This window comes from Polaribacter pectinis, assembly GCF_014352875.1.
GTDB lineage: Bacteria > Bacteroidota > Bacteroidia > Flavobacteriales > Flavobacteriaceae > Polaribacter > Polaribacter pectinis.
The window spans coordinates 779452-802832 of record NZ_CP060695.1 but is presented as its reverse complement, the minus strand read 5'-3'; the positions used below and the strand labels follow the sequence as shown (position 1 = coordinate 802832).

24 protein-coding genes and 1 other RNA gene are annotated in these 23381 nt (G+C 27.4%); 7 read left to right on the top strand and 18 right to left on the bottom strand.

The annotated features are described in order from the left end of the window. Positions 1-5: 5 nt before the first annotated feature. Genes H9W90_RS03815 through H9W90_RS03770 form a run of 10 tightly spaced genes read right to left on the bottom strand, consistent with a single transcriptional unit; the run spans position 6 to position 9357 of the window. Complete coding sequence (locus H9W90_RS03815) at positions 6-731, bottom strand: FkbM family methyltransferase (protein WP_187483139.1); 726 nt, start codon at positions 729-731, stop codon at positions 6-8. A 22-nt stretch (positions 732-753) separates the two neighbouring features. Next, positions 754-1716: a hypothetical protein gene (locus H9W90_RS03810; protein WP_187483138.1), complete on the bottom strand. Its 963-nt coding sequence runs from the start codon at positions 1714-1716 to the stop codon at positions 754-756. Beyond that, positions 1709-2947 carry a glycosyltransferase gene (locus H9W90_RS03805; RefSeq protein ID WP_187483137.1) on the bottom strand — a complete coding sequence of 413 codons (1239 nt, stop codon included), beginning with the start codon at positions 2945-2947 and terminating at the stop codon, positions 1709-1711. The genes H9W90_RS03810 and H9W90_RS03805 overlap by 8 nt, the downstream gene beginning before the upstream one ends. Further along, positions 2944-3696 carry a glycosyltransferase gene (locus H9W90_RS03800; protein WP_187483136.1) on the bottom strand — a complete coding sequence of 251 codons (753 nt, stop codon included), beginning with the start codon at positions 3694-3696 and terminating at the stop codon, positions 2944-2946. Before H9W90_RS03800 ends, H9W90_RS03805 begins: the two co-directional genes overlap by 4 nt. Beyond that, a complete protein-coding gene (locus tag H9W90_RS03795; RefSeq protein ID WP_187483135.1) occupies positions 3693-4742 on the bottom strand; it encodes a glycosyltransferase family 2 protein in 1050 nt (349 codons plus the stop codon). The genes H9W90_RS03800 and H9W90_RS03795 overlap by 4 nt, the downstream gene beginning before the upstream one ends. Beyond that, on the bottom strand, positions 4727-5611 hold the full coding sequence (locus tag H9W90_RS03790) for an alpha-1,2-fucosyltransferase (RefSeq protein WP_187483134.1): 885 nt from the start codon (positions 5609-5611) through the stop codon (positions 4727-4729). Before H9W90_RS03790 ends, H9W90_RS03795 begins: the two co-directional genes overlap by 16 nt. A 32-nt stretch (positions 5612-5643) precedes the next feature. Then, the gene (locus H9W90_RS03785; protein ID WP_187483133.1) at positions 5644-6222 is read right to left on the bottom strand and encodes a CatB-related O-acetyltransferase; all 579 of its coding nucleotides are present in this window, start codon (positions 6220-6222) and stop codon (positions 5644-5646) included. Positions 6223-6224: 2 nt separating this feature from the next. Further along, positions 6225-7199 carry a glycosyltransferase family 10 domain-containing protein gene (locus H9W90_RS03780; protein WP_187483132.1) on the bottom strand — a complete coding sequence of 325 codons (975 nt, stop codon included), beginning with the start codon at positions 7197-7199 and terminating at the stop codon, positions 6225-6227. Positions 7200-7203: 4 nt separating this feature from the next. After that, positions 7204-8481 (bottom strand): ABC transporter ATP-binding protein, encoded by a 1278-nt coding sequence (locus tag H9W90_RS03775; RefSeq protein WP_187483131.1) that lies wholly within the window; start codon positions 8479-8481, stop codon positions 7204-7206. A 3-nt stretch (positions 8482-8484) separates the two neighbouring features. Then, on the bottom strand, positions 8485-9357 hold the full coding sequence (locus H9W90_RS03770) for an ABC transporter permease (RefSeq protein ID WP_187483921.1): 873 nt from the start codon (positions 9355-9357) through the stop codon (positions 8485-8487). A 97-nt stretch (positions 9358-9454) separates the two neighbouring features. On the opposite strand from H9W90_RS03770, the gene ftcD reads away from it, so the two are divergent. Then, positions 9455-11137, top strand: a complete 1683-nt coding sequence (gene ftcD / locus H9W90_RS03765; protein ID WP_187483130.1) for a glutamate formimidoyltransferase — start codon at positions 9455-9457, stop codon at positions 11135-11137. Between the two features lie 133 nt (positions 11138-11270). After that, a complete protein-coding gene (locus H9W90_RS03760) occupies positions 11271-11738 on the top strand; it encodes a GNAT family N-acetyltransferase (protein ID WP_187483129.1) in 468 nt (155 codons plus the stop codon). Here H9W90_RS03760 and aroQ read toward each other — a convergent pair. The 3 genes from aroQ to H9W90_RS03745 form a co-directional block, all read right to left on the bottom strand. Further along, entirely contained in the window at positions 11733-12146 is a 414-nt protein-coding gene (gene aroQ, locus H9W90_RS03755) for a type II 3-dehydroquinate dehydratase (protein WP_187483128.1), read from the bottom strand. The two genes, H9W90_RS03760 and aroQ, sit on opposite strands and share 6 nt — an antisense overlap. A gap of 78 nt (positions 12147-12224) precedes the next feature. Next, positions 12225-12728, bottom strand: a complete 504-nt coding sequence (locus H9W90_RS03750; protein ID WP_187483127.1) for a hypothetical protein — start codon at positions 12726-12728, stop codon at positions 12225-12227. Positions 12729-12816: 88 nt separating this feature from the next. After that, entirely contained in the window at positions 12817-13728 is a 912-nt protein-coding gene (locus H9W90_RS03745) for a hypothetical protein (protein WP_187483126.1), read from the bottom strand. A 49-nt stretch (positions 13729-13777) separates the two neighbouring features. Here H9W90_RS03745 and H9W90_RS03740 point away from each other — a divergent pair, with 49 nt between their 5' ends. Together H9W90_RS03740 and xerD are read left to right on the top strand one after the other, a co-directional pair. Beyond that, positions 13778-14149, top strand: coding sequence for a TM2 domain-containing protein (locus tag H9W90_RS03740; RefSeq protein WP_187483125.1), 372 nt, complete (start codon positions 13778-13780; stop codon positions 14147-14149). Positions 14150-14218: 69 nt separating this feature from the next. Then, entirely contained in the window at positions 14219-15115 is an 897-nt protein-coding gene (gene xerD / locus H9W90_RS03735) for a site-specific tyrosine recombinase XerD (protein WP_187483124.1), read from the top strand. 264 nt (positions 15116-15379) lie between these two features. On the opposite strand, the gene rny is transcribed toward xerD, so the two are convergent. The 4 genes from rny to H9W90_RS03715 all read right to left on the bottom strand — a co-directional run bounded on the left by rny (position 15380) and on the right by H9W90_RS03715 (position 17743). Beyond that, positions 15380-16948, bottom strand: coding sequence for a ribonuclease Y (gene rny, locus H9W90_RS03730; protein ID WP_187483123.1), 1569 nt, complete (start codon positions 16946-16948; stop codon positions 15380-15382). A 47-nt stretch (positions 16949-16995) separates the two neighbouring features. Then, a non-coding RNA gene (gene ssrS / locus H9W90_RS03725) (6S RNA) lies at positions 16996-17103 on the bottom strand. Between the two features lie 54 nt (positions 17104-17157). Beyond that, complete coding sequence (locus tag H9W90_RS03720) at positions 17158-17448, bottom strand: cell division protein ZapA (protein WP_187483122.1); 291 nt, start codon at positions 17446-17448, stop codon at positions 17158-17160. 13 nt (positions 17449-17461) lie between these two features. Beyond that, positions 17462-17743 (bottom strand): MreC domain-containing protein, encoded by a 282-nt coding sequence (locus tag H9W90_RS03715; protein WP_187483121.1) that lies wholly within the window; start codon positions 17741-17743, stop codon positions 17462-17464. 146 nt (positions 17744-17889) lie between these two features. Here H9W90_RS03715 and H9W90_RS03710 point away from each other — a divergent pair, with 146 nt between their 5' ends. Then, positions 17890-19593, top strand: a complete 1704-nt coding sequence (locus H9W90_RS03710; protein ID WP_254712523.1) for a M23 family metallopeptidase — start codon at positions 17890-17892, stop codon at positions 19591-19593. Between the two features lie 5 nt (positions 19594-19598). Further along, on the top strand, positions 19599-22046 hold the full coding sequence (locus tag H9W90_RS03705) for a TonB-dependent receptor (protein ID WP_187483119.1): 2448 nt from the start codon (positions 19599-19601) through the stop codon (positions 22044-22046). An 85-nt stretch (positions 22047-22131) separates the two neighbouring features. Here the strand turns inward: H9W90_RS03705 and bcp are convergent, their stop codons facing one another. Continuing rightward, the gene (gene bcp, locus H9W90_RS03700; RefSeq protein WP_187483118.1) at positions 22132-22584 is read right to left on the bottom strand and encodes a thioredoxin-dependent thiol peroxidase; all 453 of its coding nucleotides are present in this window, start codon (positions 22582-22584) and stop codon (positions 22132-22134) included. Positions 22585-22702: 118 nt separating this feature from the next. Between bcp and H9W90_RS03695 the strand changes: the two genes are divergently transcribed. Then, on the top strand, positions 22703-23365 hold the full coding sequence (locus tag H9W90_RS03695; protein WP_187483117.1) for an endonuclease III domain-containing protein: 663 nt from the start codon (positions 22703-22705) through the stop codon (positions 23363-23365). Positions 23366-23381: the final 16 nt, after the last annotated feature.

Genomic DNA, 23381 nt, shown 5'->3' with positions numbered 1-23381 from the left:
AATAATTAATAATTTAAAGTTTCATCTATAAAATATCCATTTGCAATTAAGTAACCAACTAATTTATAGTTATTTTCTTTTAAATAGCTAAAAATTTCACTTTCACTTAAATTTTTGAAATCGAAATTATCTAACATCTCAACAACAATTAATTTAGGCCTGTACTTTTTTAAATTTATTGACTGTAAAACTTTAAAATCATGTCCTTCTACATCTATACACAGTAGGTCTATTTTTGACACCTTATGTTCTTCTATTATTTCATTTAATGTTAAAGTGTCTATAGTTCTAGAATCTGAAATTAAATTTGCATGATTTTTTATTTCATCGTAAAAATCTTTATTTATAGTATTTACACCATCTTCTGAAAACTCATACACTTTAACAGACTCATTTTTATCTGCTATTGCTGTATTAATTTGTATGTCACCTTTTCTTTCTAGCTTATGCAAAGAAATTAATTCTTTATTAAGATCTATAGTTATACCGCTCCAACCTTTACGATACAATAAAAAAGTATTAGAATATTGAATGGGATGATTACAACCAACATCAATGTAAAATCCTTTATTTAGTTTTAAGTATTTTTCTAATAAATGGCATATAGCAATATCTTCACCTAATTGAGAATAGGTTTCTCTGTATTTAATTTTAATAATTTTTTTAAAAAAATTATACACTTTAAATTTAAGTGCCGTTTTTACGGAAGATCTTTTAGAAGTAAATAACATATTTTATTTTACAATATTCATATTACCAGTAACACCCATTTTCAATTTTTTTGAAATTTTTAGGAATTTCTTCCTCTAATGGTCTCACCCAATTTTCATTTATTATGTGCGATAAATCATATTCTGTTTCCCATCTTTTACCAAGAATACCAAACAACATTTGCGTAGATCCCCCAATATGAACCGCTTTCTTACCAATTTCTTTAATATAGCTTGCTAATGGTAAACCATAGGCTCCACAACCTAAAATAGCAATATCAAAATCTATTTTCTCGATATCTTTTTTCATGAAACTCAATGCTTCAAACCAATCTTTAAATGGTAAATTTTTATGGTTATCAATAATAGAAACAACTGGTTTATAGGTTATTAAATTAAACTCTGGAAGTACTTCTTTATTCTTAAATAACTTTTCTCTCTTTTTATATTGAGACTCAATACTTTTAGTAAAAGGATGAATAACTAAAACCTTTTTTCCTTTTAAAATTCTACTCCATGGTATTTTATGGTTGTAGGGATTTAAATCCTCCAAACCAACTTTTCGAGTGTTTTTTAATTCTAAATTAAACTTATTTTCCACTTCTAACCAAGAACCTAAAATATCTATATTTTTAATTTTTGCAATAATTAATTCAGAAAATTTATTTAAATTTTTTTTACTTGCTGGAAAAAAACCTGCGTTATTCTGAATTTCTTGCTTAATTTTTAAAGTATAGTCTAAAGTATCTATATCTCCAATAATAAATTTTTTATATCTTAATAATAAAGGTTCATTTTTAACTTTATATTGATATACACAGGTGAACTCTGTATTACCAAACCTAGAAATCATACAAGGTTTATCTAGTTTTAATACATTATAGATTAAATCTGAAGATGCTTGACCATTAAATTCTGGTTTTTCAGTATTAAAAAAACCTCTGTATTTTTTTCCAAAAATATTTATGTAAATTTTCCTAAAAACCTTAAGTATAAACTCAATCATTTTTTAATAATTCTTTATATATTTTTGAATAACCTTTGTATTGATTATAAAAACTAAAATGCTCTTCAGCATATTTTCTAATTTGTAAAGAATTAAAACTTTCTTTAGCTTTATAAAATGCTATTATTTTTTCTGATAAAGAAACACCTGTTAATTCTTTAGAAATAAAACCAGTTTTATTAGGTAAAACATGTTCTTTAATACCACCAATATTATAACTTATTATTGGTAAACCAACTGCAAAAGATTCTAAAATTACGTTTGGCAAATTATCTTCTCTGCTTGGTAATACAAAAACGTCTGCTAAATTATAAATCTCTACTATTTTGTTTTCATCATAAATCTTACCTAAAGAAATAACTTTTACTTTTCCATAATTGTTGGGCTTATCTATACCAATTGTTAAGATAGTAAATTGTATTTCATTTAGATAACTTAAAGAATCTAAAAGTAAATCGAAACCTTTTCTATAATTACTAACATCTTCTGCTACAAACAAAATAACAAATTCATTTTTTTTAATTGAATAGTTGCTTCTTAATTCTACTTTGTTTTTAATGGCAAAAGTGTCTAAATCGATAGAGTTTACAATATTCTTCTTAATAAATCTAGTAAAAAAACCACCAGCAATAGCTTCTTCTAATAACCATTTAGATGGAGAAATAATTGCTCCTTTTTTAATATAATTTAAGTTCTGTTCTTGTATATTTTCAATTTTTTTATTAAAATCAGCTAATTCTATTGTGGCTTTATTATAATCATTTTTATAATGAAACATTCCTAAAAAAGGATTCATGTCATGAAAAGTCCAAACTATAGGTTTTTTACAAGCTTTAAAAAAAGTAGTATAATCTAAAATACCAGAAACCCAATGCAAGTTAATAATATCTGCTTCTAAAAATAAAGGATGATTTTGTAATTTAAAACTGCTAAAAGGTGATGAAATAATTTCAAAACCTTTTTCTTTTTTATATTGGTTTATTTTTTTTGATAATTGACTCTTTTTGGAAATTGGAAATAAGTTTAAAAATTTTAAACCAATTCTTTTTAAAATAGTTGGCTTTTTGTATTTAAAAAAAGAATCGTTAACAATTTCATTTTTAAAATCTATAGTTAAGTTTGTAGACAAATATGCAGAAGAAACTCCATTCTGCTGTAATGCAGTGTGTAATCTTTTTGCAGCAATACCTGCTCCTCCTTTAGATGAATATGTTATTTGTAATACTTTCAAATACTTTTATATTTAACTAACCTATATAGATTTATGAGTGTTTCTTTTAAATTATTCTTTAGGTACTTAAAAGAATAATTATGCAAAATATAATCTAAAAGGATAGTTTTTAATTTATTAAAAATAAAAGAATATCCTTTTTTTGTTTCTAATTTCCAGGAATGATTCCAAAGATGTACTGCATAACTTTTATCTGTTATATATAATTTATAATCCTTTTCTTTATTTTGATAAGTTAAGGGATAAAAATATTCAGGACTTAATAAAACTTCATTTTCTTTTAAAGTTGATGAATTTATTAAATTTTTAAATGAATGCGTTATTATTGGAGGGTTAAATTCATCAAACTCTGTTTTTGAATAAAAATCTAACATTTCAGAAAAAAACCGATGCTTTTTAATACCCCCAAATAAACCAAAAGCAACTCTTTCTTCTACCTCTAAACCGGAAAAAAAATTATATTCTAACAGTTTATCAATTGGTTTTAACAATAACATGTCTGTGTCTAAATAGATTCCGCCAAATTCATAAAGAGCTTTGGTTCTTATATAATCTGAAACAAAAGCATATTTTCTTTTTCTTAGAGAATTTTTGTAAAAAGAATTAGTAAACTGCGAACTATTAGTCTCATTCCACTCAATAATTTTATAATCTTTGCAGTTTTTCTCCCAAGATAAAATGCATTTTTTTAATATTTCTGGTTTCTCATTATTACCAAACCAACAATAGTGAATTATTTTTGGTATCATAAAAAATCTGTTTTAATCTTATAGAAAAACGCAGATTTAATGAACAAGTTTAAAGAGTTTTTTAAATTAAACTTTATTTTATACTTTCTTACAACTTTTAAATACTTTAAAAAATCTGCATAAGAATATCTTTCATATTTAGAAAAATAGTTTGTTAAAAATGTGTTTTCTAATGTAGAAATATAATTTTGAAAACTTTTTGACTCGAAAAAGTTAGTTTTACTATTAGATATCTTCAAATTAAATACAAAATCACTAAATATTTTAATATCTACATCTTGCATTTTCTTCTTATAAAGTAATAGCTTTTCTAACATAAGAGTTTCCTCTTTTGTTAATTCTTTATAAAAAGTTTTTATATAATTTATTTTTACTGAAAAAGATTTTTTGTCTTGCGCTGTCTTTTTGCTCTGCGAAATTTGATTTTGGTGAACTCTATATGCAAGTAAATTTTCTTGAATATTATAGAATTTCCCTTTATGAATTAATAAAGACCAAAGATGATAATCTTCCGCAGGTTCATTATCTTTAGAGTAAAATAACTTATTCTTTTCTAAAATACTTTTTCTAATAACTACTGTTGGATGTGCAACGCAACAACTATGTAAAAATCCTGTTTTTATTATAGAATGCTTTTCTGGTAGAACAACTTTGTTAGAGGAATTAATAATACTATAGTTAGAGCCACAAATTACATGTTCTTTATTTTTTTCTAAAAACTCTACTTGCTTTTTTATACGATTTGGTAAACTTATATCATCAGAATCCATTCTAACAATATACTTTCCTTTTGCTTTTAGCAAACCAAAATTTAGGGTTTCAGAAATCCCCGAATTTTGCTTCATATTAAGAACTTTAATTCTTGAATCTTTATATGAAAGAATTATATCTAAAGATTTATCCGTTGAAAAATCATTAACTATTAGAAACTCGAAATTATCATAAGTTTGCTTTAAAACACTCTCTATTGCCTCACCTACATAATCTTCTGAATTATATACAGGCATTAAAACAGATACTAAAGGGATGTTTAGATTCGTATCCATTGTGGCGGAATTAAATTTTGAGATTGTGCTTCTAGTGTTTGATCTAAAAACCATTTTTTAGGAGCAATTACTTTCTTGTTAGGATTAGAATTTAACCAAGCTCCCCAAAAACTAAAAGAACTATTTGCGATTATATTGTGTTTACAATTACTCATTAAAAACATATCTATCCAACTATTTTGAGCTGTATTATTACTGATATAATTTTTACTGATATTAATAATATTAAACTTTTCTTTTACCCAATCTATATCATCTGAAAAAAAATATAGATTATAGTTATTAGTTTTATTTTTGGTAATTTCTTCTATTGCTTGATAATAGTAATCTAAAGAGCAAGTACCATGTGTTTTATTTGTTTTAGAATCATTAACATAATCTCCTCTTCTAATATGAATTGAGATAGATTTATTTGCAATTATTTCGTTTAATATTTGATGATTTTGAGGACCTATTTTGTCTTTTGGAAAAGTAAAAATAGATTTTACAAAACCCTCATAACCAACAAAATACTTATAACTTTGAAAATAACCATAAATACTTACTGGGCTTTTTAAACGTAATGCTTCAGAATTAAAATCAAATGAAGGTTCTCTGTAAGTATTATTTTTTTTTGTAAAAAATTTATTTATAATTTTACTAATTACACTTTTTTTTAAAGTTGATAATTCCTTGTATCTAATATTAAATATATCTAAATCAAAAGACCTAAAAGCACAATTTGGATCTTTCTTGTCTTCATTAAAAAAACTTTTATCTAATACTAATTTAGAGTTATTTTTTTTTGCAATAATACTTCCAAATGCCAATTGAAACATCTGATTACCGAGACCACCATTAATAGAAACTATTACTTTATTATTTCCCAATTTACCTAATTGTAAGTTTATTAATAAAAAAACTAATCTATATCAAAAAGATTCGTTTTTTCAAGCTCTAAAATTTTTCTTTTGGCTTTTTCTAAATCTAAAAGCCACCACTTACTTTTTTTTAAAGTTATAATGGTTTCTTCATTAAAACGCATTCTTATATGTTTTGAAGGAACTCCTCCTACAATTTCAAATTCTTTAACGTTTTTATTAACAAAAGAATTTGCTCCAATTATAGCTCCATCACCAATTTCTACACCTCTTCTAACAACTACGTTAGAACCTATCCAAACATCATTTCCAATAATACAGTCTTTCTCTGTTAATGTTTCGAAAGGCTTTTTATAAAAAATACTAGATGTAGAAACTCTATTAATTTTATGTTCGCCAATTCCTATACTAACATTATTTGCAATAGAACAATATCTACCTATTTTAGATTCAGTAATATTACAGTTAAAACCAATATAAGTATTATCTCCAATAGTATTTATACCACTTAAAATAGCACCACTCATAATTGTATAAGGCAATTTTTCATCTTCTACAACTACCTTGGTTTTACTTTTTGTGAAAAGTGATTTAATTTTTTTTGCTATTTTTTTTATCAAAACTAAAATTTTAAAAATTTTATAATTCTTCTGTATGTACTCCTTAATTTATTTAAAACAATACCTCTAAAGTTTAAATATTCTGAATGTATATTATTATTTAAAATAATTTCCTTTTTGGATGCATTAACTTTAATATTATCTAGAATACCTGCAATAAAAGGAAAAAATTGATGCTCATTAATACTCTTTAATTTTTCTTTTAATAAAGTACTATCATTTTTTTCATAGGTAGAATCTTCAATTGTATTTTCTATAACCTTTATAGATTCTGTTAAGTTATCTATGTCTATTCTTGCAAAAGAATTAGGTGATATATAAGTTTCAAGATTAGGACATCCATAATAAAATGAAAATGTATTTGAATATAAACAATCGAAAAACTTTTCTGTAACGTAATCTAAACAGTAATCATTTTCAATAGCAATAGAATATTTATAATCTGCTAATGCTTCCCATTTATCCTCTATTTCTAAAAAACCTCTACCAAAAATATCTAAATTATCACCAAAATGTATTTTAAGCTTTTTTACAAATGCTAATCTTTTTCGATGACCTTCTGTTATTGTCTTATTAGAACTTATTACTGAAATCAATTTCTTTTTTTCAGGAATAATGTTTTGATTTAAATCATCAAATGTTTTATTAATAAACCAAGGTAAACCTGTTTGTTTAAAAATAATATTTTTATGTCTAATTTCTCTATTAACAGTGACAATTAATGCAAATTGATCTAAAAATTTTTGTCCATAAACTGGACTTGTAGTTTTTCCTTCACCAGATATAAAAATAATATTATTAGGGTTGCAAAGTACTTTTTCAGGTAGTAAATTATGATCTGAATAAATAACCCAATAATCACATTCTTTTAAATTGTTATCTATAACAAATTTATAATTACCCCAAATTTGACTATTATTTGGTGTTTGCCTAAATATTGGCCAGTTGTAATTATATGTTAGTTTTACAATTTTCAAAAAATTATAATTTATTCCATTTAGGATTTAAAAAGAATAAACCTGCTGCTTTAGGAAGTGGTCTATTGGTATATTTTCCTCCATCTATTATTTCAAAAGATATTGAATCTTCAATTGAATCAAAAATTTGATGACCAGACAAATTACTACACGTTAAGTTGATGCTATAAATTCCAGGAAAGAGTCTAATATCCTTAATAGAAACAACAAATGTTTCTTCTTTTTTATCTAAAGTTAATTCATAATTAGAATCTCTACCCATTATATGAAATATGGGTATATCTTCATTAGATTTTATTTGTATTCCAGTTTCAATTTTTGTTTCGCTAGAATTATTTCTAATTGTAAATTCAATATTTAATGTTTCACCAATAGAAAAATCTTTAGTTATAATTAAATCTTGATTTTTTAATGTTATTGAAACAAATTCAACAGCTTTTTTGACTTCTTTATTTTCTTTAAAGAAAACTGTGTGGTTCGTTTTTAAATCTCTAGCCAAATAAGCTTCTAAACCTTCATCTGTATTACCATCAAATTTTACAGTTCCGTTTTCTAAAACTACTACTCTAGAGCATAAACTTTTAATTGCTGACATATTATGACTTACAAATAAAACGGTTCTTCCATCTGCATTAGAAATGTCTTGCATTTTACCTATTGCTTTCTTTTGGAATTCAGCATCTCCAACTGCTAAAACTTCATCTATAATTAAGATATCTGGTTCTAAATGCGCGGCAACAGCAAATGCCAAACGAACTGTCATACCACTGGAATAACGTTTTACAGGTGTATCAATATATCTTTCACAACCAGAAAAAGAAATTATTTCTTCTAATTTCTCATCAATTTCTTTATGCGTCATTCCTAAAATGGCTCCATTTAGAAATACGTTTTCTCTACCAGTCATCTCTGGATGAAAACCAGTACCAACTTCTAATAAAGAAGCTATTCTTCCATTAAATTTCACAGAACCTGTAGTTGGGCCTGTAACTTTAGATAATATTTTTAAAAGTGTAGATTTTCCTGCTCCGTTTTTCCCAATAATCCCTAAAACCTCTCCTTTTTTTACTTCAAAGTCAATATCTTTTAATGCCCAAACATAATCTGAATTTCCTTTTGAAGTTCTATCATTACTTTCGCCTATTTTTAAATATGGATCTTCTTTACCTCTAATTCTTGCAAAAAAACGATTTAGATCGTGTCCAATAGTACCAGTACCAACAGTTCCTAAACGATATTGTTTAGATAGATTTTCTACTTTTAAAATTATATTATTATTCATTTTTTAAATGGTATCAATAAACGTTTTTTCAGTTTTATTAAAAACTACCAATCCTAACATAAAAACAAAAAAAGATATTATTACTACATAAATAATTTCTAAAAAATCTACACTACTAGAATTGAAAACAATGTTTCTAAAATTTTCTATAACTATTGTCATTGGGTTGTATTCAATCATTTTAATAGCTATTGGAAAATTTCTCATCTTATCTACAGCAACTTCAACAGGATACATTACTGCTGATAAATACATAAGTAATGATACTCCAAAAGTTAACAAATAAGTAAGATCTCTATACTTTGTAACCATAGAAGAAACCATCATACCCAAACCTAGGCTTAAAAAGCCCATTGAAAGAGTTAAAATTGGTAGATATAGAAGGTCTAAAGTAAATGAAACTGATAAACCTTTTACTGCAAAGTAAATGTAAAATGCAATAAATATTAATAATTGAATTCCGAATTTTAATAAATTAGAAAAGATTGTAGATAATGGCATTACCACTCTAGGAAAATAAACTTTCCCAAAAATTCCTTCATTATTTTTAAAGGTATCAGATGTTTGCGTTAAACAGTCCTTAAAATAGTTCCAACAAGTAATACCGGCAAGATTGAATAAAAAAGCTGGAACTCCATTAGTAGGAATATTTGCTATATTATTAAATATCAGTGTAAATATTACTGAAGTAAATAAAGGTTGTATTAAATACCATATTGGTCCTAAAACTGTTTGCTTATATTTAGTTACAACATCTCTCTTAACAAAGAGAATAAGTAAATCTCTATACTGCCAAACTTCTTTTAAATTTACTGTAAAAAGGCTCTTTTTAGGAGTTATCTCGAAAAGCCATTTATCTTTCTGCATTTCTAACATTATGGTTAAATACAAATATAATTTAATTAATCAATTTTTAAGATTTAGTACTCTGTTTAATTATTGCTTTTTTTATATTTGAGTAAAATATATTCACATGAACAAGCAACTTATAGAATGCGTACCAAATATTAGCGAGGGAAGAGATATTAACAAAATTAACACCATCGCAAATGTAGTAAAAACAATAGAAGGTATAAAACTTTTAGATGTAGATCCTGGCAAAGCAACTAACAGAACAGTAATTACATTTGTAGGCGAGCCTGATCAAGTTGTAGAGGCAGCTTTTTTATTAATAAAAAAAGCAGCAGAATTAATAGACATGAGTAAACAAACAGGAGAACATCCAAGATTTGGAGCAACTGATGTTTGTCCTTTAGTACCAATTGCAAATATTTCTATGGAAGAAACTGCAAAATATGCACATAAATTAGGAAAGAAAGTTGGTGAAGAACTTGGTATATCTGGATATTTTTATGAAAACGCAGCTACTTCATTAGACAGAAAAAACTTAGCTACAGTTCGCTCTGGAGAGTATGAAGGTTTAAAAGAAAAGCTTTCTAAACCTAATTGGAAACCAGATTTTGGACCAACAGAATTCAATAAACAAATAATATCATCTGGAGTTACAGCAATTTCTGCCCGTGATTTCTTAATTGCTTATAACGTAAATTTAAACTCTACGTCAACTAGAAGAGCAAATGCAATTGCTTTTGATATTCGTGAAAACGGTAGAGCAAAATTAGTTGATGGTAAAAAAGTGCTAGACAAAAACGGTGAAGCTGAAAGAATTCCGGGAAAACTAAAAGCTGTAAAAGGAATTGGTTGGTTTATTGAAGAATACGGAATTGCACAAATTTCTTACAATCTTACAAATATTTCTATAACTTCTATGCATGAAGCTTTTTATGAAACAGATTTAGCAGCTACAAAACGCGGTTTGCGTGTAACAGGATCTGAATTAGTTGGTTTAGTTCCACTACAAGCTATGCTAGATTGTGCAGATTTTTATCTAAAAAAACAAGAACGTTCATTAGGAATTAGCGAAAGTGAGAAAATTAAAATCGCTATAAAATCTCTTGGTTTAGATGATTTAAAACCATTTAATCCGCAAGAAAGAATTATAGAATATGTAATGAATTCCGATGCTGATAAAAAACTAATTGACTTTACAGTTAAAGATTTCGCAGAAGAAACAGCATCAGAATCTATGGCTCCTGGAGGTGGAAGTATTGCTGCTTATGTTGGTGCTTTAGGCGTTTCTCTAGGAACAATGGTTGCCAATCTTTCTGCACATAAAGCAGGTTGGGATTCTAAATGGCAATATTTTTCTGATTGGGCAGAAAAAGGTCAGAAATATAAAAACGATTTGTTGTTTTTGGTAGATGAAGACACAAATGCTTTCAACAAAATTATTGATGGTTTTAGAATGCCAAAAACAAATAATGAAGAAATAGAAGCTAGAAAAAAAGCCATTGAAAACGCTACAAAATATGCAACAGAAATTCCATTTAAAGTAATGGAAACTGCACATAACTCTATAGAAGTTATGCTAGAAATGATGAAAAACGGATTGCAAAATTCACTTTCTGATGGTGGAGTTGGTGTTTTGTGTGCAAAAACAGCAGTAACTGGCGCATATTTTAACGTTAGAATAAATGCAAAAGATATTAAGGACAGAGAATTTGCTGAAGAAATTTTAGCAAAAGCAGAAGAAATATATCAAAAAACGATTGTTTTAGAAAATGAAATGATGATGATCATCAACAAAAACATATAATATAATTTGGGCGTTACCAGACAAAAAAATGTGTGGTCGGGCTTTACACTATATCTTTTTTGTAAAAACAAAAAAGGTTAAGAATATTAGCAGATATTAGAACTGTTTCAAACCCTAACGCAATTTGTCAAGTATGGAAATAGAAAACCTAGAAATTATTGCTTATCAACTAGAACATGCAAAGGACTTCTACAACTTAAATGTAGAATGGTTAGAAAAATATTTTTACGTAGAACCTTATGATAAAAAAGTTTTAAGCAATCCGAAAGAATATATTTTAGATACTGGAGGTTTTATTTTTTGTGCAAGATATAATTCAGAAATTGTTGGTGTTGTTGCACTTATTAATCAAAAAACTTTTTTTGAATTGAGTAAAATGGCTGTTTTACCAAAATATCATGGTAAAAAAATTGGGTTACAATTAATGAATTATTGTATCGAGTTTGCAAAAAGCAAACAATGGAAAAGTATTACGCTATATTCACACAGAACATTAGTTCCTGCAATTAATTTGTATAAAAAAATAGGGTTTAAAGAAATTCCATTAGAAGAAAACTCACATTATGAGCGTTCTGACATTAAAATGTTATTAGAATTATAAAAAACTTTCAATAGCTAATTCATAACCTTTTAACCCGAAACCAAATAATACTCCTTTTGCATTTGCAGCAATATAACTTTTATGCCTAAAATCTTCTCTGGCATGAATGTTAGAAATATGAATTTCTACAACAGGAGTTTCTATCCCTTTAACAGCATCACCAATACCAACTGAAGTGTGTGTATAAGCAGCTGCGTTTAAGATTATTCCATCAAAACTAAAACCAACTTCGTGTAATTTATCTATAATTTCTCCTTCTATATTAGACTGAAAATAAGATAATTCTACTGTTTTAAACTTTAATTGTAATTCTCTAAAATAATCTTCAAAAGTACTAGAACCATAAATTTCTGGTTCTCTTTTTCCTAATAAATTTAGGTTGGGTCCGTTTATAATTATAAGCTTCATATTGCTAAAATACTACTTTAAACAAAAAAACGGAAGCATAATTTGCTTCCGTTTTTAAAAAATATAATTTTCTTTCTACTAAATACCAAACATTACTCCTAAACTTACATTAGAAAAAGTTAATCCATCATTACTAATTCCAGAATAAGATAAGTTTAATTGAGTAGTATCTCCTATTTTGTATCCTACAATTGGTCTGTAATAAAACCCACCATCATTACCATCATTTAAACCAACAGCATAACCAATGTTTGCTCCTAATACAAAACTATCTGAAACATTAAATCTTGCTGCACCAGAAATTGGTAAAAAAGAAGCATCAGAAACTTCTAAAGTTCCACCTCCAACTAAATCTACATCTTTACCAAAAAAATGAGAATACTGCACAGATGGCCCTAAAGTGAATCCTTGTGCAACAGGAAACATGTAATTTAATTCTGCTCCTAATGTAAAACTTGTAAGGTCACTAACATCTCCTGTTGGTATACCAACATTAAAACCTCCGTTTAAAACACCTTCTTGTGCATTGGTTTTACTTAATCCTACAATCGCTAAAAATGCGACAAACAATAATTTTTTCATAATGTTAATTTTAAATTTATGCTACAAAAGTATTGCACTATAAAAACTAAAATGTGCTTTATGCATTCAAAAATTAACTCAAATAAAATTATTTCTTTTTAACCTTTAATCTAACAACATTTATAGTAGCTTCTTTCCCTTCTTCTAAATCTGCAATTACTTCATATTGTCTTCTAAAATCATACAACTTTAATTTTGTAGTATTAGTTTTTAATTTACCAGAATTAATCGTTATTATTTTAATTAAATTTTCAGCATCAGTTAAATTAACAGTAATGCTTTTTTTCTTTCGTTTTACAGTATAATTTTCTAGAATAGGTACATTATTATTTAAAATTGTAATTACATCTCCATCTTCTATTCCATAATCCCAAATTTCCATTTTCATTTTGTTTGTATAAACAAAAACAGAAACTTTTTCACCAGAATTAATTTTAGTCTCACTAAACTTCTTCAAATAGTTTTCTGGTTTAATCTCTTCTTTTACAATACTGTCTATTTTTTTTATTTTATCAATCTTTTCAACTTTTTTGTACAGTTTTTTTATCTTTTTTTCTATAAACTTTGTGCTTACCAATTTTATTTTACCAGTTGCGCAAGTGTCTTTATCATCGTAAATACCTATAAAATTACCATCTAATAACTTTTTCTTTGACGATTCTTTAAATTCTCCCTTAAATTCTACAAAGCAAAATTCATCTGGTAAAAATTTAGATTTAGTATATAAAATATCACTTTCTTTAAATTGAATATTTTTATTTTTTGGGTTGTAGTATCCTCTTATATAAGATTTGGTCTCGTTTTCACCTGAAATATCTGTATAAGAATATCCTTCAATAAAACCATTTTTATTAGAATTAAACTCAATTTTATAAGAAATTAATTGATTAGATTCTAAAACTAAAGCTCCAACTAACTCAAAATCAAACTCTTCTTTTTCTTGAGAATAAGACTTAAAAAAAACGAGTAAACTAAATAAAAATAAAAAACTTTTGTTCATAGATATTTCTTTATATTTGAAACAAATAACTTAAAAAAAACTAAATTTTATGAAGAAATCACTAACTATTTACACATTCTTATTTGCTTTTTTAGCATTTTCTTTTAATTCTCACGCTTCTTTTCCTGTAAAAAAGAAAACAGAAAAGGTAGAAGTTATTAAAAACAACAAAGTTGAAAAAAATGAAGTTACAACATTTGCTACTGTTGCCAGTTCAGGTAAAAGTCAAGTTACTGCTTTATTATTATCTCTATTTTTAGGAGGTTTAGGAGTAGATAGATTTTATTTAGGATACACTTTACTTGGTGTTCTTAAATTAATTACTCTTGGAGGTTTTGGTATTTGGTATATTATAGATCTTGTTATGATTATAACTGGAGATTTACAACCAAAAAACGGAAGCTACTCTAAAACATTATAATCTATTATAATAACTTTTATAAAAAACCACCCAGATTTGGGTGGTTTTTTATTTTTGTAGATTTACGTTATGAAATGGCAAAACGCAATTAAAGACTATCAACTTTTTTTAAGAATAGAAAGAGGCTTGTCTAAAAACACAATAGATAGTTATTCTAGAGATTTAAAAAAGTTAGAAAACTTTTTATCTGTAAACGAAATAAACTACTCTCCTATTTCTATTGATGAAATTACAATTCAACAGTTTGTTTATGAAATAGCGAAAGCGGTTAACCCAAGAAGTCAGGCAAGAATAATTTCTGGTTTGCGTAGTTTTTTCGATTATTTAATTTTTGAAGATTATAGAAAAACAAATCCTACTGATTTAATTGAAGCTCCAAAAATTGGAAGAAAATTGCCAGATACTTTATCTGAAGATGAAATTGACAGCTTAATTTCTGCAATCGATTTAAGTCATCCTCAAGGAGAAAGAAACAGAACTATTTTAGAGACGATGTATAGTTGTGGTTTACGAGTTAGTGAACTTATTAATTTAAAAATTTCTGATTTATTTTTTGAAGAAGGTTTTATTAGAGTTACTGGTAAAGGAAACAAACAAAGATATGTTCCTATTCATTTTAATGCTCAAAAATATATTTCTATTTACATGAATAATATACGAAGTTATATTCAACCCAAAAAAGGTTTTGAAGATACATTGTATTTGAATAGAAGAGGAAAAGGATTGACACGCCAAATGATTTTTATGATTTTAAAAGATTTGGCAATTAAAATTGATTTGAATAAGAAGATTAGCCCACATACGTTACGCCATTCTTTTGCTACCCATTTGTTAAAAAACGGAGCAGATTTAAGAGCAATACAACAAATGTTGGGTCATGAAAGTATTACAACAACAGAAGTTTATGTACATGTAGATAAAAGTTATTTAAAAGAAGTTGTAGACACTTATCATCCTAGAAAATAAAACCTATTATATAGATATTAGCTGGCAAACAAGTTTAGCCCTGATTGTAGCATATGTTTGAGCTCTTTTTTTTATGCTTAACTAGATTCAGTATCTGTTATAAGTATGAAATTATTTATTTAAAAAAAGTGAGATGCTGAAATAGCATAAAAAAAAAGCGAGTGCGAAAAGCAGGAAATAGCTTCAAAAAACAATACAACAATAAAAAAACCTACTTAAATTAAGTAGGTTTTTGTTATTTGTAAGAGTAAATTAAGTTTTATTCTATTTTGCTACGTTTACTGCTCTTGTTTCTCTAATTACAGTCACTTTTACTTGACCTGGATACGTCATATCATTTTGTATTTTTTGTGAAATACTAAATGATAATTCTGCTGCTTTGGTGTCGTTAACTTTCGTGCTTTCTACCATTACACGTAACTCACGTCCTGCTTGTATTGCGTAAGCTTTTTGAACTCCTGTAAAGCCAAAAGCGATTGCTTCTAAATCTTTTAAACGTTGTATGTAAGAATCTAAAACTTGACGTCTTGCTCCTGGTCTTGCTCCTGAAATTGCATCACAAACTTGAACGATAGGAGAAATTAATGTTTTCATTTCAATCTCATCATGGTGAGCTCCAATAGCATTACAAACATCTGGTTTTTCACCATATTTTTCTGCCCATTGCATTCCTAATAAAGCGTGAGGTAACTCACTTTCTTCATTTGGTACTTTACCAATATCGTGTAATAAACCTGCACGTTTTGCTACTTTAGAATTTAACCCCATTTCTGCAGCCATAATTCCACATAAATTAGCAACTTCTCTAGAGTGTTGCAATAAATTTTGTCCGTAAGAAGATCTGTACTTCATTCTACCAACCGCTTTTACTAATTCTGGATGTAAACCATGAATTCCTAAATCGATTACTGTTCTTTTACCAACTTCTATAATTTCTTGAGTAATTTGTTTTTCTGTTTTACCAACAACTTCTTCAATTCTTGCTGGGTGAATTCTACCATCTGTAACCAATTTATGTAAAGATAAACGTGCTATTTCTCTTCTAATTGGATCGAAACAAGAAAGTATAATTGCATCTGGTGTGTCATCTACAATAATTTCTACACCTGTTGCAGCTTCTAAAGCTCTAATATTACGCCCTTCTCTACCAATAATTCTTCCTTTAACATCATCTGATTCTAAGTTAAAGACAGATACACAGTTTTCTACAGCTTGTTCTACACCAACTCTTTGTATAGTACCTAAAACTACTTTTCTAGCTTCTTGTTCTGCTGTTAATTTTGCTTCTTCTATAGATGTTTGAACAAAAGCCATTGCTTCTGTTTTTGCTTCGTCTTTTAATGAAGTAACTAATTCTTTCTTTGCTTCATCTGCAGAAAGCCCAGAGATTTGCTCTAACATATCTACATGACGTTTGTGCATTACTTCTAACTCACTTTCTTTATTCTCTAAAAAATCTAACTTAAAATCGTAGTCTTTCTCTTTTTGCTCTAAAGACTTATTCAGTTTTTTATTTTTATCTACTTCAGATGCCACTTGAGATTCTCTATCTCTAATACGTTTTTCTACGTCAGAAATTTTCTTTTCTCTAGATAAGATTACTTTTTCGTGTTCCGATTTAAGCTCTATAAATTTCTCTTTTGCTTGTAGTATTTTTTCTTTTTTAATTGATTCTGCATCAATTTTAGCTTCTTTTAGAATAGAAGCAGCTTCTTTTCTTGTACCATTAAGTAATTTTTTACCTTTTGATTTTTCCATAGCTTTTGCAATGATAAAACCAACTGCAATTCCTATTAAAACTCCCACAATAGCGGGTAGTAGTATTCCTTCCATAATTTAAGTTTAGTATATAAAAAAAGCCTACATTAGTTGGGTTTTTTAAACTCCATTATGGTTACTTATAGGACTAACTAACTGATCAAGGATCCACTCAAGGTGGCTTGCTTTTACAATTAAGACTCATCCTTCATAATTGAATCGTGTTGAGTTTAATAAACAATTTACTAACGTAGGCAGTGTGTTGTTAATGTATTTTAAAGAACTTATTTTAAATGAGAGTTTACCAAATTGGTTAACGCTGTTAATTTTTCTATTGCTTCAGCATTTGTAGAATCTTTTTCTATAGATGATATTTCCATTTTGGATGCAAATTGCAATGCACACATAGCTAAAACATCTTGTTTGTCGCTAACTGCATAATTTCGCTCATACATAGAAATTAACTTATTAATAGCACTTGCGGCTTTACGCATACCTTCTTCTTCTTTGGTGTTATTTACACTTAAAGGATATGTTCTACCAGCTATAACAATATTAATTTTTAGTTTTCCCACAATTTAAAGAACGTTATTCTTGTAACTGAATGATGCATTTATCGATTTCTCTAATTAATGCATTTATTTTTAGTTTTGTATCTGTACTACTGCCTTCTATAGTTTTAGCAATTTTTAGTAAATCATACTCTTTTTTTTGACTTTCTAATAATTGTTTGTTTTCTAAAAGTTGATGTTGTAAACGAGTGTTACTTTGAAGCAAAATTTCATTTTCATTCTTTAAAAATTCATAATTAGAAAATAAGCTTTCTAGCTTATCTTGCAGTAAATGAATTGCTTCTAATGTTTTGCTCATATAACTTTTAAAATAAAACTATATCTACAAAGTTAGCATTCTGTTTTAAATTTTACAACATTTAATTGCTTTTTTAATAATCCCTTGGTTTTTAAACTATTACAAGAAAAATGATTTTTAGTATTTTTACAAAAAATAATTGCGTTTTGAAACACTTTACTCTACTGATACTTCTTTTAGTATCTTTATCATTTTTTTCTCAAGAAGAATACCCAAAAGACTATTTTAGAAATCCATTAGATATACCAATTGTATTAGGTGGAACTTTTGGCGAATTAAGAAGTAATCATTTTCATGCTGGTATAGACATAAAAACTCAAGGAAGAGAAGGTTTAAAAGTTTATGCAGTTGCAGATGGTTATGTTTCTAGAATAAAAGTACAACAATTTGGTTATGGAAAAGCTATTTATATTACACACCCAAATGGTTTCACTTCTGTTTATGGCCATTTAAGCAAATTTGCAGATGCAATTGAAAAATATGTAAAAGCCGTTCAGTACAAGAAAGAAAATTACCAAACTGGAAATTTATATTTTAAGGAATATCAATTTCCTGTTAAAAAAGGAGAACTAGTTGCTTTTTCTGGTGATACTGGTGGTTCTGGAGGACCTCACTTACATTTTGAAATTAGAAACACAGCTTCAGAAAATATTATTAATCCGCTTTTGTTCGGATTCAAAGTCGCAGATTCTAAATCACCTACAATACAAGGTGTAAAAGCTTATTCTTTAAGTACGGACGCTAGAATTAATCAACAAAATAAAAGTTTTTCAATTCCTATTAAAAATATGGGAAATGGAAAATACAGTGCAGATAGAATTTCTGCAAGTGGTACTATTGGTTTTGGAGTAAGTGTTTTTGATAGATTAGACAAAGCAACTAATAAAAATGGTATTTACAGTTTAGAAATGTTAGTTAATGAAAAACGTTTCTATTATATAGATGTTGAAACTTTTTCTTTTTCCGAAAGTAAATTTATTAATCTACATGTAGATTATGAGTATTATAAGAAGTACAAAAGACGTTACCAAAAAACATACAAAGAAACTGCTGATAAACTTTCTATGTATAAAAATTTAATTAATAATGGAAAAATAAATATTAAACCAGGATTAAATTATACTGTAAAAATTATAGCAAAAGATTTTGAAGGAAATGTAAGTTCCATTAAAATTCCTGTTGTAGGTAAAGAAAGTAATACTATTTTTAAAAAGCAGAAAGACACTACAGCATATAAAATTATAGCTAAAAAATTTCAACGATTTTCTAAAGAGAATGTTACAATTGCATTTCCAAAGAACACTTTTTATGAGGATATATATTTAGACTTTAAAGTTGAAAACGGAATTGCTAAAATTCATACACCTACAATTCCATTAGACAAAAGCTTTACACTTACTTTTAATGTTTCTAATTATTCTGAAGCCGAAAAACAACAATTATACATAGCAAATTTAGAATATGTTAAATACCCAAGATATCAATTCACAAGAAAAAAAGATAGTACTTTTTTTACTACAACTAAATCTTTAGGAAACTATAAATTGCTTTCTGATAAAATAAAACCCAAAGCAAGTATTCTATATTTTAAAGACAATCAGTGGATTTCTAATCTAAAAACCATTAAAGTAAAAATTTCTGATATTGGTTCTGGAATAAAAAATTGGAGAGCAACAATAGACAATGAATGGATTTTAATGCAGTACAATCATAAAAAAAAGATACTAACTTATAATTTTAGTGATAAAAAATTGGTTGGTAGCAAACATATCTTTAAAATTGTAGTCTCGGACAATGTTGGAAATACCAAAGAACTTTCTAGAACGTTCTATAAAAAACAAGTAAACTAATTTACGTGAAAAACATCTTACTTCTTTTATTCTTCTTACCTCTTTTGGCTTTTGCTCAAAAGACTACAATCCTTAAAGGGACTGTGAAAAACAAAAATAAAGAGCCCATAGAAAATGTTTCTGTTACATATAAAAAGACCGGAACAACTACTGACAAAAACGGAAATTATAGCATAAGAATTCCTTTTAAAGAAGAAATTACCATAATTTATACTCACATCTCTTACAAAACAGTTGTAAAAAAACTAATTGCAAGAAACAGAAATGGTTTTAGCTTCTCTCCTATTATGTCTTCAAAAACAGAAAAAATTAAAGAAGTCGTTATAAAGAATAACAAAAAAAATGCTGAAGGAATAAAAAAAATAGACATTGCTATAGTTAAGAATACAGTTGGTCCAAATGCTGGTGTAGAAAATACTTTAATGACTTTACCAGGCGTAAATAATAATAATGAATTAAGTACACAATATAATGTTAGAGGTGGTAATTTTGATGAAAACCTAGTTTATATAAACGGAATTGAAATTTACAGACCTTTTTTAATTAGATCTGGTCAGCAAGAAGGTTTAAGTTTTATAAACTCTAATATGGTGCAAAACATTAATTTTTCTGCAGGTGGATTTCAAGCTAAATATGGAGATAAATTATCGTCAGTTTTAGATATAACTTACAGAAAACCTAAAGAATTAGCAACAACAATTGATGCTAGTTTATTAGGTGGAAGTGTAACATTCGAGAATCAGTTTTTAGATAAAAAATTAAGCACAATTACAGGTTTAAGATACAGAGATAATAGTCTTTTTGTGAATAGTAAACAAATAGAGACTAATTTCAGGCCGAAGTTTACAGATTTCCAAACGTTTTTATCTTATGAGTTTTCAGAAAATTTGACTTTAAATTTTTTAGGTAATTTCTCTCTAAACAATTACAACTATACACCTATTTCTAGAAGAACTCGTTTTGGAACAGTGGCAGATCCTTTAGAATTAACTGTTTTTTATAGCGGCCAAGAACAAGATAAATACCTTACAACTTTTGGTGCTTTATCTTTAGATTTTAAAGCTAATGATAGACTTTCGTTTACAGGAACAACGTCTAGATACAATACGCAAGAAGAAGAACATTTCGATATTGCTGCAGCTTATAGATTAGGTGAAGTAGATGCAAATATTGGTTCAGATAATTTTGGTGATGTAGAATTTACACAAGGAATTGGCTCACAATTAAATCATGCACGTAATGATTTAGATGCTTTAATTACAAATTTTCAAATTAGAGGAAAATATAAAAAAGAAAGACAAGAATTATCTTTCGGTATTAAATATCAAAAAGAAGATATTAGAGATAGAATTAGAGAATGGGAAGTAATAGATTCTCTTGGTTTTTCTATTCGTCCACCAAATAGTATTGGTAACAACCAACCCTACCAACCTTTTGAAGGACCAATTACACCATTTCAAAATATTAGAGCAGACAATAATGTTGTTATAAACCGTTTATCTGGCTTTGTTCAATTTAATGAACGTATGTTTTGGAACGATAATGAAGTTTGGTATAACGTTGGTGTTAGAGCACAAAACTGGACAGTAAAAGCAAATGGTACAACATCTAAAAATCAAACAATTATTAGTCCAAGAGCTCAATTTGCCATCAAACCAAATTGGAAAGAAGACATGCTATTTAGAGTTTCTGGTGGTTGGTATTCTCAACCTCCTTCTTACAGAGAGTTAAGAGATTACAATGGTAATATTAATGAAAATGTAAAAGCACAAAAATCTATTCATTTAGTAGCTGGAATGGATTATAGTTTTACAATGTGGGAAAGACCATTTAAACTTACCACAGAAATGTATTATAAGGATTTATCAAATGTAAACGCGTATTCAGTAGACAATGTAAGAATTAGATATAGAGCTGATAATGTTACAACTGCTTACGCCCACGGTATCGATTTAAGATTGAATGGGGAATTTGTTCCTGGAAGCGAAAGTTGGGTAAGTTTAGGTTATTTAAAGACAGAGGAAAATATAAATCATCGAGGAAATATTGCAAGACCTTCTGACCAACGTTTAAAATTCGGAATTCTTTTTCAAGATTATGTACCTAATTTACCAAACTTAAAAGCGTATTTAAACTTGGTTTATAATACAGGAGTTCCTGGTGGAGCACCTGCCTATGCAGATGTATATCAATTTCAAGAACGATTAAGAGATTATAAGCGCGCAGATTTAGGTATTTCTTATGTTTTTACAGACGCAAACAAACAATATAAAACAGGTTTTTTATCTAGTTTTAAAGAATTAACTGCAGGTTTAGAACTTTTTAATATGTTCGATATTCAGAATGCAATTACTAATACTTGGGTAAGAGATGTGTATTCTAAAACGCAATTTGGTATTCCAAATTTTATGACTGGTAGAGTTTTAAATTTTAAAGTTAGCATGAAGTTTTAAGTAAAAAACCAATCAATTTGTTAATGCAAGGAACGTAGCAATCCTTATAAATAGATATTACCTAGTTCCTTACAATGAAGTAAAATTATCCTAAAATTTGTTCTGCGTGTGCTTTGGTTTTTACTTTTAAAATGATGTCTTCAATAACTCCATTTTCGTCGATAACAAATGTAGTTCTGTGAATTCCATCATATTCTTTTCCCATAAATTTCTTTGGACCCCAAACTCCAAAAGCTCCAATTACAGCTTTGTCTTCATCTGCTAAAAGCGGAAAAGGTAATTCATGTTTATCAATCCAATTTTGTTGTCTTTTTGCAGAATCTGCACTTGCTCCTAAAACATCATATCCTTTTGCTAAAAAAGATTGATAATTGTCTCTTAAATCACAAGCTTCATTAGTACAACCAGGTGTGCTTGCTTTAGGATAAAAGAATAAAACTAACTTTTTACCTGAATAATCTTCAAGTTTAATTGTATTTCCAGCATTATCTTTTGCTTCAAATTGTGGAGCCTTATCTCCTATTTTTAGAGTTGTCATATTTTTATTTTAATTACAAAGGTACAAAGTAACAAAGTATTTTTAAAGCTAGAATAAATAAGGTTTCAAATATAACTTTGTACCTTTGAAACTCTGATATTTTGCAATTTTTAAAAATATGAACAAACAAGAAAAAGTACAATTTGTAATCGATAAATTAGAAGAATTGTATCCGGAAATTCCAATTCCTTTAGATCATAAAGATCCTTATACTTTGTTAATTGCAGTTTTACTTTCTGCACAATGTACAGATGTTCGAGTAAATAAAATTACACCTTCGTTATTCGCAAAAGCGGATAATCCTTTTGATATGGTAAAAATGACTGTAGAAGAAATAAAGGAAATTATTCGACCTTGTGGTTTATCGCCTATGAAATCGAAAGGAATTTATGGTTTGTCTAAAATTTTAATCGAAAAATATAATGGTGAAGTTCCACAATCTTTTGAAGGTTTAGAAGAATTACCAGCTGTTGGCCATAAAACAGCAAGTGTTGTTATGAGTCAGGCTTTTGGAATTCCTGCTTTTCCTGTGGATACACATATTTTACGTTTAATGTATCGTTGGAACTTATCGAACGGAAAAAGTGTTGCACAAACAGAAAAAGATGCAAAACGATTATTTCCAAGAGAGTTATGGAACGATTTACACCTGCAAATTATTTGGTACGGGCGTGAATATTCTCCTGCTCGTGGATGGAATTTAGAGAAAGATATTATAACAAAAACAATTGGTAGACAGACAGTTTTAGACACTTATCATAAAACAAAAAAAACACCTTAAAGGTGTTTTTTTTTTA

Excerpts from the sequence above, each read along its gene's own strand:
- H9W90_RS03810 (WP_187483138.1), bottom strand. The coding sequence starts at position 1,716 with ATGATTGAGTTTATACTTAAGGTTTTTAGGAAAATTTACATAAATATT.
- H9W90_RS03695 (WP_187483117.1), top strand. The coding sequence starts at position 22,703 with ATGAACAAACAAGAAAAAGTACAATTTGTAATCGATAAATTAGAAGAA.
- H9W90_RS03795 (WP_187483135.1), bottom strand. The coding sequence starts at position 4,742 with ATGGATACGAATCTAAACATCCCTTTAGTATCTGTTTTAATGCCTGTA.
- H9W90_RS03775 (WP_187483131.1), bottom strand. The coding sequence starts at position 8,481 with ATGAATAATAATATAATTTTAAAAGTAGAAAATCTATCTAAACAATAT.
- H9W90_RS03740 (WP_187483125.1), top strand. The coding sequence starts at position 13,778 with ATGAAGAAATCACTAACTATTTACACATTCTTATTTGCTTTTTTAGCA.
- H9W90_RS03815 (WP_187483139.1), bottom strand. The coding sequence starts at position 731 with ATGTTATTTACTTCTAAAAGATCTTCCGTAAAAACGGCACTTAAATTT.
- aroQ (WP_187483128.1), bottom strand. The coding sequence starts at position 12,146 with ATGAAGCTTATAATTATAAACGGACCCAACCTAAATTTATTAGGAAAA.
- H9W90_RS03770 (WP_187483921.1), bottom strand. The coding sequence starts at position 9,357 with ATGTTAGAAATGCAGAAAGATAAATGGCTTTTCGAGATAACTCCTAAA.
- H9W90_RS03750 (WP_187483127.1), bottom strand. The coding sequence starts at position 12,728 with ATGAAAAAATTATTGTTTGTCGCATTTTTAGCGATTGTAGGATTAAGT.
- H9W90_RS03760 (WP_187483129.1), top strand. The coding sequence starts at position 11,271 with ATGGAAATAGAAAACCTAGAAATTATTGCTTATCAACTAGAACATGCA.
- H9W90_RS03800 (WP_187483136.1), bottom strand. The coding sequence starts at position 3,696 with ATGATACCAAAAATAATTCACTATTGTTGGTTTGGTAATAATGAGAAA.
- xerD (WP_187483124.1), top strand. The coding sequence starts at position 14,219 with ATGAAATGGCAAAACGCAATTAAAGACTATCAACTTTTTTTAAGAATA.
- bcp (WP_187483118.1), bottom strand. The coding sequence starts at position 22,584 with ATGACAACTCTAAAAATAGGAGATAAGGCTCCACAATTTGAAGCAAAA.
- rny (WP_187483123.1), bottom strand. The coding sequence starts at position 16,948 with ATGGAAGGAATACTACTACCCGCTATTGTGGGAGTTTTAATAGGAATT.
- H9W90_RS03745 (WP_187483126.1), bottom strand. The coding sequence starts at position 13,728 with ATGAACAAAAGTTTTTTATTTTTATTTAGTTTACTCGTTTTTTTTAAG.
- ftcD (WP_187483130.1), top strand. The coding sequence starts at position 9,455 with ATGAACAAGCAACTTATAGAATGCGTACCAAATATTAGCGAGGGAAGA.
- H9W90_RS03715 (WP_187483121.1), bottom strand. The coding sequence starts at position 17,743 with ATGAGCAAAACATTAGAAGCAATTCATTTACTGCAAGATAAGCTAGAA.